Annotated in this window: 7 protein-coding genes and 1 pseudogene; all 8 read right to left on the bottom strand. The window is 66.3% G+C overall.

The annotated features are described in order from the left end of the window. Window positions 1–172 (bottom strand): annotated as a pseudogene (locus HW466_RS29335) (multidrug transporter); the annotation flags it as partial. Between the two features lie 47 nt (window positions 173–219). Then, window positions 220–3,306 carry an efflux RND transporter permease subunit gene (locus HW466_RS29330; protein ID WP_151006515.1) on the bottom strand — a complete coding sequence of 1,029 codons (3,087 nt, stop codon included), beginning with the start codon at window positions 3,304–3,306 and terminating at the stop codon, window positions 220–222. Continuing rightward, window positions 3,303–4,406 carry an efflux RND transporter periplasmic adaptor subunit gene (locus HW466_RS29325; protein WP_174906000.1) on the bottom strand — a complete coding sequence of 368 codons (1,104 nt, stop codon included), beginning with the start codon at window positions 4,404–4,406 and terminating at the stop codon, window positions 3,303–3,305. Before HW466_RS29325 ends, HW466_RS29330 begins: the two co-directional genes overlap by 4 nt. A 159-nt stretch (window positions 4,407–4,565) precedes the next feature. Then, window positions 4,566–5,000 (bottom strand): DoxX family protein, encoded by a 435-nt coding sequence (locus HW466_RS29320; protein WP_151004398.1) that lies wholly within the window; start codon window positions 4,998–5,000, stop codon window positions 4,566–4,568. Continuing rightward, window positions 4,997–6,187, bottom strand: a complete 1,191-nt coding sequence (locus HW466_RS29315) for a multidrug effflux MFS transporter (RefSeq protein ID WP_059506221.1) — start codon at window positions 6,185–6,187, stop codon at window positions 4,997–4,999. Before HW466_RS29315 ends, HW466_RS29320 begins: the two co-directional genes overlap by 4 nt. A gap of 57 nt (window positions 6,188–6,244) precedes the next feature. Beyond that, entirely contained in the window at window positions 6,245–6,871 is a 627-nt protein-coding gene (locus tag HW466_RS29310; RefSeq protein WP_059450097.1) for a thermostable hemolysin, read from the bottom strand. A 14-nt stretch (window positions 6,872–6,885) separates the two neighbouring features. After that, window positions 6,886–8,355, bottom strand: a complete 1,470-nt coding sequence (locus HW466_RS29305) for an AMP-binding protein (protein ID WP_151004400.1) — start codon at window positions 8,353–8,355, stop codon at window positions 6,886–6,888. After that, a complete protein-coding gene (locus HW466_RS29300) occupies window positions 8,352–9,278 on the bottom strand; it encodes a TauD/TfdA family dioxygenase (protein ID WP_330745877.1) in 927 nt (308 codons plus the stop codon). Before HW466_RS29300 ends, HW466_RS29305 begins: the two co-directional genes overlap by 4 nt. Between the last annotated feature and the right edge of the window lie 15 nt (window positions 9,279–9,293).

Genomic DNA, 9,293 nt, shown 5'->3' with positions numbered 1-9,293 from the left:
CCTGGCCGTTCGCGCTGCGCGCGCCGGCAGCGCCCGGCTGCGTCGCATAGACGCCGCCGGCCGGGTACGCCTGCGCGACGGGCGCGTCGGGCCGCGTGTAATGCGGCGCCAGCGTGCAGCCCGTGACGAACAGCGCGAACGCCGCAGCGGCCGCCATGCGAAATCCATTCATGTTGCCCTCGTTGCGTCCCGTCGCGGCACGCGTTTCAGATTGCACTTTCATACGGTCTCCAGCACGCGGGCGCGCTCGCTTTCCGCCGCCTCGCGATGGCGCTTCGCGATCAGCGTGTACACGGTCGGCAGCACGAACAGCGTGAACAGCGTACCGACCAGCATGCCGGTCGAGACCGTGATCCCGATCGCGAAGCGGCTGGCCGCGCCCGCGCCGCGCGCGAAAATCAGCGGGACGAGGCCGGCAACCATCGCGGCCGTCGTCATGAGAATAGGCCGCAGCCGTACCGAGGCCGCGTGCTCGATCGCCGCGCGCCGGTCGAGATGCTGCGTGCGTTGCAGCTCGTTCGCGAAGCTCACCATCAGGATCCCATGCTTGGAAATCAGGCCGATCAGCGTCACGAGCCCGATCTGCGTATAGATGTTCAGCGTCGCGAAGCCGAGGTACAGAGGCACCAACGCGCCGCACACCGACAGCGGCACCGACACGAGGATCACGAGCGGATCCCGCAGGCTCTCGAACTGCGCGGCGAGCACCAGAAAGATCACGACGAGCGCGAACACGAACGTGACCGTCAGCCGATTGCCTTCCTGCACGTATTGCCGCGATTCGCCGAGCCAGTCGATCTCGTAGCCGGCCGGCAGCGGCTGTTTCTGCAGAAACTCGACCGCTTGCCCCATCGTCACGCCCGGCGCGGCCACCGCCGACAGGGTCGCCGAGTTCAACTGGTTGAACTGCGTGAGCGCGTTCGCCTGGCTGCCGTTCGACACGCGCACGACGGTAGACAGCGCCACCATCTTGCCGCCGCGCGTCTTCACGTAGTAGCGGTTCAGCATGTCCGACGACAGGCGCTCCGCGCGCGCGACCTGAGGAATCACGTCGTACGAGCGGCCGTTGTGATCGAAGCGGTTCACGTAGTTCTCGCCCACGAGCACCGCGAGCGTATCTGCGATGTCCTTCATCGTCACGCCGAGCGCGTTCGCCTGGTTACGGTCGATCGTTATGCCGACCGCGCGGCTGTCGAAGGTCAGATCGCTGTCGACCACCGCGAACAGTCCGCTCTTCGATGCGGCGGCCTTCAATTTTTCCATCGTCGCGAAGATGCCGTTGAAATCGGCGGGCGCGCGCAGCACCATCTGGATCGGCAGGCCGCCGCTCGACGCGGGCAGCGACGGCAGCAGGAACGTGAACACCTGGTCGCCGCCGATCGCGTTCGCGCCCGCCTGCACCCGCGCCTGCAGGTCGGCCGCACTGCGCGTGCGCTTCGACCAGTCGACGAGGTTCACGCCGGCGAAACCGAGGTTCGCCCCGCCGACACCGTTCAACACGAAGCTGGTATCCGCTTCCGGCAGCGAGCGGAACACCTTCTCGATCTGCGGCGCGTAGCGTTCGAGGTAGTCCAGATTCGCGTACTGCGGCGCCTTCACCTGCAGCATGATCGAGCCCTGGTCCTCCTGCGGCGCCAGTTCGCGCTTCACGCCGCTGAACAGCAGGCCGATGCCCAGCAGAACGCCCGCTCCGAACACCAGCACCGCCGGCCGCGCGCCGAGGCTCGCGTGCAGCAGGCGCCGGTACCCGTGCGTGACGCGCGAGAGCGTGTGTTCGATGGCCCGCGCGACCCGGCCCTCCGACATCCGGCTGTCGAGCAGCAGCGAGCTCAGCATGGGCGACAGCGTCAAAGCGATGACGGCTGACACGCACACCGCCCCTGCGAGCGTGAACGCGAACTCGCGGAACAGCGAGCCGGTCAGCCCGCCCATCAGCCCGATCGGCGCATACACCGCAACGAGCGTGATGGTCATCACGATCACCGGCGACGCGATCTCGCGCGCGCCGAGCAGCGCCGCACGCGCGGGCGGCTCGCCGGATTCGATGTGCCGGTGAATGTTCTCGACGACGACGATCGCGTCGTCCACGACGAGCCCGATCGCCAGCACCATCGCGAGCAACGTGAGCAGGTTCAGCGAAAAGCCCGCGGCCAGCATCAGCGCGGCGGAACCGACGAGTGCGAGCGGAATCGTCACGACCGGGATCACGACCGCGCGGAACGAGCCGAGGAACAGGAAGATGACGACCACGACAATGGCGATCGCCTCGATGATCGTCTCGCGCACCTCGTCGATCGACGCATTGACGAAGCGCGCGACGTCGAACACGTCGCCGATCGTGATGCTGGCCGGTTTGCTGCGCTCCATCGTCGGCAGCAGCGCCTGTACGCCGCGCACGATGTCGAGCGGGTTGCCCGACGGCGTCGCGTTGATCGCGATGTTGACCGCGCGGCGCCCGTTCATCAGCGCGCTCGCGTTGTATTGCTGGCCGCCCAGCTCGATCGTCGCGACGTCGCGCAAGCGCACGAAACTGCCGTTCGCGTCCGATTTCACGACGAGGTTGCCGAACGCGCCGACATCGGTCAGGTCGGTGTTCGCGGAAATGTCGGCGACAGTCAGCGCGCCCTTCAACTGGCCCGGCGCAGCCTGTACGTTGTTCGCCTTCAGCGCGGCCGCGACATCGCCGGCCGACAGCCCGTGCGCGGCGAGCCGGGACGCATCGAGCCAGACGCGCATCGCGAGATTCTGCCCGCCGACGATCTCAGCGGACGCGACGCCCGGCACCGTGGTGACCAGCGGCTGCGCCACGCGCACCACGTAATCGGTGATCTCGGGGATCGACAACGTATCGCTCGAGAAGCCCAGATACATCACGGCCGTCGGCGCGTCGGTCAGCTTGGTGATCACGGAGTCGTACGCGCCTTCGGGCATCTTGTACTTGACCTCCTGCACCTTCGCCATGATTTCCGTCATCGCGCGATCGGCGTTCGCATTCAGGCGCAGCCGCGCCTTCACGACGCTCTTGCCCTGCGTGGACGTGGAGGTCAAATACTCGATGCCGTCCGCGGTCGCGATCGACTGTGCGATCGGCGTCGTCACGAAGCCCTGCATCAACGCCTGCGACGCACCGGGATAGGCCGTCTCGACGCTGATCGTCGCGCTCTCCAGCATCGGGTACTGGCGCACCGGCAGCGCACCGAGCGAGCGCAGGCCCACCAGCAGGATCAGCAGGCTGCAGACGATCGACAGCACCGGCCGCCGCACGAAGATGTCGGTGAAACGCGCGCCTTGCGTCGTCTGGCTCATCGTACCGTCTCCCGTTGTGTGCCTGCATCGGCCAGCGCCTGCACTTTCGCGCCAGGCGCGACGCGCAACTGGCCGGTCGTCACGACCACGTCGCCGGCGCGCAGCCCGTCTTCGATGACGATGCGGCCACGCTCGCGCGCGCCGGCACGCACCTGGCGCACGCGTGCAACGCCGACGCCGCGCCCGTCGCGCTGCTCGACCACCACCACGGTATCGCCCGCCTGGGAGGTCTGCACGGCGGTATCCGGCACGCTGATCACCGCGTCGCGGCCAGGCAGCGCCAGATGCGCGTCGATATACATGCCGGGGCGCAGCAACTGGCCGGTATTGGTCACCGTGGCCTGCACGGTGATGTTGCGGGTGTCGTCGCCAACCTGCGGCTCGATCGCCGTTACGTGGCCTTCGAAGGTCTGCCCCGGATACGCATCCGTCGTCACGCGCACCGTCTGGCCGAGCGATACGCGGCTCAACTCCTTCTGCGGCACCGTGAAGTTCGCGTACAACACACCGAGATCGGTCAGCGTCGCGATCGGGTCGCCCGGATTCAGGTACTGCCCGAGGTTCACGCGGCGCAAGCCGATCACGCCGGAAAACGGCGCGCGGATCAGCTTTTGCGTGATGACCGCTTGCGTCTCGCGGATGTCGGCGCGCGCGGCGTCGAATTCGTAGCGGCGTGCGTCGAATGTCGCCTTCGGCTCGGCGCCGTTCGGCACGAGCTGCACGGCGCGGTCGAACTGCCGGCGCGTATAGTCGGCCTTCGCCTGCAAGCCCGCGAGCTTCGCCTGCTCGGGTGCATCGTACAGTTGCACGAGCGTTTGCCCGGCGCTCACGCGCGAGCCCGCGACGAACCGGATGTCGACGACGCGGCCCGCGACCTCCGGCGCGATGGTCACCTGCCGTACCGCTTCGAGCGAGCCGACCGCCTCGAGCGTCGGCGCCTCGGCCTGCGCCTTCACGACGATGGTTTCGACCGGCAACGGCGCCGGTGGCGACGCGGGCCGATCGGCGGCCGATACACGTTCCGTGCGCCACAGGAACAATGTGCCGGACAGGACGACCAACGCGCCTGCGGCAAGGAACACAGAGCGTCTCACCGATATCTCCTCAATGAATCAGTCATGACATCAGTTTGGGTGGAACCGCCGCCCCCGGGACGTCAACTTTTCGAATCCCTGTTTAAATTTTTCGCATGCCCGACACAAAAAAAGCCGCTTGCCCCGACGAACGAGACAAGCGGCAAAGCAACGCCCGCCACCAGTTCAGATGGTGGTGGCAGGCGCTCGCGGCGCATGAAGGGTCCATGCGCGCGCATACGGGTGTGACACGGCCAACAGGACGGCGCCGAACAGCAACAACGGATTGGTGCCGACCGCCCCGCACATGAGGAACAGCACCGACATCGCCGCCGCGCCTGCAATACCCCACGCGATCGCGATGCCGAGCAGGATCGACAGCCCCGCAGCCAGTTCGAGCCAGGGCACGAACAGGTTCACCGCGACGACGTGCGGAAGCGCGACGTGCACGATCGCGCTGGTCAGCGCGAGCCGCACGGCTTCGGGCGCTGCCGCGGATCGCGAGACAGCAGCCGTCAGAAAGGGGCCTGCGTCGAAGTGCCCGACGATCTTCGTCAAGCCCGCCCAGCTCCAGAACGCGCCGAGTACGAGCCGCAGCGCGAGCGCGACGGCGGCCTTCATCGCGCCACCTGCGGATGCCGGCGATGCAGGTGCCGGAAGCCGATCATGGTCACGCCCAGCAGACATGCGAACATGATCGCAATCGTCGCGTTCGTCTCCATGGGCAGCGCGCTGACGACCCCCGACACGATGGAGCCGAGCGCCAGCATCAGGCACCCTTGCAGACTGGCTGCGGCACCGGCGCGGCCCGGGAACAGCGCCATCGAGCGCGCCATCGCGTTGGAGAAGATGAAGCCCTGCGCAAACGCGATCAGCATGATTCCGCCGAGGGCGGTCACCAGGTTCAGCTCGACGCCGCTCGACGCCACGCAGGCCACCCCGAGCGCAAAGGTCGCGATGCCGCCGCGCATGAGCTGCTCGCCGCTGTAGCGGCGGATCAGGCTCCGGTTCAGCGTCGTGCCGCCGAGGTAGCACAAGCCGACGCCGAGCGCGGTCGAGCCGAAGTAGGCCGCGGAATGCCCGAGGCGGATTTGCACGATGTACGGCCCGATCACGTTCCACATCAGGAACGCCGAGAAGCTCATCCCGAGCATCGCGACAGCCGACTGGAAGTGCGGATCAGACAGGATCTCGCGATAGCCCGCAATGGTTTGCCGCGGCGTGCGGCGCAACTCCGGCCGCAGCGTCTCGCGCAGGCCCGCGAACGCAAACGACAGCACGACGAGCCCGTAGCCGCAATACACGACGAAGTTCCAGCGCCAGCCGGCCCACTCCTGCACGTGTCCGCCCACATACGGCGCGATCACGGGGCCCAGCCCGAACGCCAGGCTGAGGTAGACGATCGCGACGCGGAAGCGGTCGCCCTTCAGCCGGTCGACCAGCACGGCGCGCGCGACGACCTGGCATGAGCCGATCGCGAAGCCCTGAATCGCGCGTCCCGCCATCAGCACCTCGAACGAAGGCGCGACGACCGCCAGCGCACTGCCGGCGATGAACAGCACGAGGCCGAAGAGTATCGACGGGCGTCTGCCCCACCAATCGGCCAGTATGCCGAACCCGAGCTGGCCGATCGCATAGAACACGAGCGTGATCGTGATCGTGTTCTGCATCATGCTCGGCATGACGTCGAGTTCGCGACCGATGGCCGGGATGCTCGGCGCATAGAGATCGATCGCGATCCCGCCGACGCTATTGATCAGCGGCGCCAGGAACACGAGGAAGTTTTCATATCTGTTTGAGTTGGACATGGGGACGTTCCTGAAATGACGGGACAGGCCGACGCGAGTGCGTGCGGCCTGTCGGGATCAATGACCGTTGGCGGTGCATTCGACCTGCCTCGGCGGCATGCGGGCCGAGGGCGGATCGGCGAGCGGGCTCCACATCGGCAAATCGTTGCGTCTAGCCATGTCGTCGATCCTCACCATGATGACGCGCGGCGAGTTGTCGTAGTACGTGCCCCAGTCGACATGCCGGTCACGCACCCGGCTCACGCACGCGCGGCCCAGATCGTCATAGGCGATTTGCAACGACTGCACGATGTAGCGCACCCGCTCCGTCGCGGTCATCAGCACGTACCGATAGTGGTGCTGCGCCAGTGTGCGGAACACGCTCGCCATCAGGTAGCGCCCGGCGCCCTTCTGGCCGAACGACGAGAACTGCCCGAGCTCGATCAGCTCCGCACGCGACAGCCCATACAGGCTCGTCAGCGATTCGTCGAGGTAATGCTCCGAGAACAGCCGCGCGCTGTCGCCCCAGCTGAGCCCCAGGCACGCGTATCCGGGCAAGGTTCTGTTGCGGTCGGTCAGACACCAGAACTGGTCCGGGCGAGGCTCCGGACGCGCGCCGTGCGCCTGATAGTAGTGCTGCGAGACCGCGAGCTGAATCTCGCGATAGGCGTCCTGGCCCGGGTGAAAGGTCCGTACGATCTGCACGTTCGGCTCCCCGGTCAGTAAAGCGACGCCGCGTGGTCACGCTCGATCAGCTGGCGGCGCGGCCGCCCGGTGACCGTGTAGTAATCCGTACGGAAGCGCTCGATGTCGGTCACGACCCGGACGCGCCGCACCCGCGCGAAATCCGCGAGCCGCGGTTCGAGCCGCGCCATCTCGTCGCGCACCGCCGCTTCGTCGTGCGTGGACAGCACGATCGCCGCCGGCTCTTCGCGCCCTTCGCCGAACACCACGATGTCGTCGATCAGCGCGCTTTCCTTGTAAACCGTCTCCACCCACTCCGGCGAGATGTTGCGCGCCGTCGACAGGATGATCACGTGCTTCTTGCGGCCGGTGATGTACAGGAAGCCATCGACGATCTCGGCGAGGTCGCCGGTATGCAGGTAGCCGTCGGTGAGCTCGCACGACGTATCGTCCGAGTTGTAGTAGCCCGCGCAGAGCGTCGGTGTGCGCACGCGCAGCTCGCCGTCGACGATCACCGGCTCGATCCCGTCGAGGAACGTCCCGGCGGAACCGATGCGGCGCTGCCCCGGATAGTTCAGCGAGATGATCGAGCTGTTCTCGCTGAGACCGTACGCTTCGTACACCTGCACGCCGCGCTTGTCCAACGATTCGAGCACGGTGGCCGGAATCTTCGCGCCGCCCGTGATGATATGCGGATTGCGGCGGCCGAACAGTTGCGTCGTACCGATCGACCCCAGCAGGGTATCGGCCTCCTCGAGCAGCTTCGGCGGCAAGTACAGGAAGTTCGGATCGACGCGGGCGATCAGGTCCAGGTATTCGCGCGCATTGCCGCTGCGTGCGCCGTACTCCGCGTAGTGCGCGGGCATCAGCGTCAGCGAGCCGCCCGACAGCACCGGCAGGAACACGCCGAGGACCTGTTCGATCAGCAGGCTCATCGGCACGATCGACAGGTAATCGAGCGGGCCGGCCGGCACGCGCTTCAGCACGTTCGTCACGAGCAGCCCGACCGCCTCGTCGCGGATCTTCACGCCCTTCGGCTTCGACGTCGTACCGGACGTATGGATGATCCCGCAGATGCCCGGCTCGATCCGCTCCCCGGTGGGCCCGCCCGCTGCGGGCCATTCGTCGCTCGCGGCGTTGATGCACGAGATGCCCGGCAGGATCGAACCGATACGTGCGGCCGTTTGCGCATCCTGCGCGAAGATCGCGGTGGCCTTGTGCAGCAGGCTGCCGATCTGCTCGTCGGAAAACTCGATCGGCACCGGCAGCAGCACCGCCTTCACGCGCAAGATCGCGAGCATCGTCGCCACCCACGTGTAGCTGGAGCGTGCGGCAATACCGAACACGAGACCGCTGCAATCGCCGTACACCTCCTCCAGCTTGCCGCCGATCCGCGCGACGTCGGCGCGCAGTTGGTCGAGCGAGTATTCACGGCCGTCCATCTCCCGCACGACGATGCGGTTCGGCGCTTCGGCGAAATGACGTTCGACAAGTGCGCTGATCATGCGATGGCTCCCTTGCGATAGCTTTGCGCACCGAAGATGCGGCGTCCCGTGTCCGCGAGGCGGCGGCGGCCGTGCATCACGCGACTGTTGTCGATCACGACGATGTCGCCCTTGTTCCAGAACAGGTCGTACGTATAGCGGGCGGTCACGTCCTTGATCTCGTCCCACACCTCGAAATCGATGTCGCTACCGTCGGCCCACGTGATCAGCGGCGGCTCGTAGTTCACGCTCGGCCCGAGCAGCGAGTTGCAGAACGCGCGACGGCCGGAGAAGCAGCTGACGGTGATCGCATCGGTCACACGTTCGGACGACACGAGAAACTCGTCGAGCCGGCGATAGTGCTGGCCGCGAACGCGCTGGTTGACGACCTCGAGATGCGAGTCGTTCACTTCGTGCAACGGCAGCTGGAGTTCGACGCTCAGGAAGCGTTGCACGTTCGGCCAGGGAATGCGGCGCGAATACTTGATCTGGCGTTGCTCGAACAGACGGCGCACGGCCGGCGTCAGTTCCTGCAGCACGCGCTGCCCGTCGCAGATCGTCGTTTCGGAGCCGACGCGAGCCGGCTCGAGGCAGTAGAACCATTGCAGGTCAGGCGTGAACGGCAGGTTGCCGTTTTCACGGTGCAGGCCCATTTCGAGCTCGCCGGCATCGATTTCGGCGGTGTTTTCCGTCGAGGTCTTGCGCGCCGGATCGAACGTGACGCGCGCCGAATGCTGGCTGACGAAGCGGTTGAAATCGTCGAGCGTATCGGCGAAATTGCGAAAGATCACGACACCCGAATGGGCGAGTTGCTGGTACAACTGATCGGTATCGACCAGGTCGATCGCCTTTTGACCGGCCTCGAGGCTTTCGATCAACTCGAAGCCGAAACGCGGTAACGGTTTGTGTTGAACCCTCGCAGCGACTACATCAACAACATCCATCATGGTTGCCTCTCA

The organism is Burkholderia territorii, from assembly GCF_902833055.1.
Taxonomy (GTDB): domain Bacteria; phylum Pseudomonadota; class Gammaproteobacteria; order Burkholderiales; family Burkholderiaceae; genus Burkholderia; species Burkholderia territorii.
The sequence above is the reverse complement of the archived record's forward strand: the minus strand, read 5'-3'. Positions and strand labels throughout refer to the sequence as shown.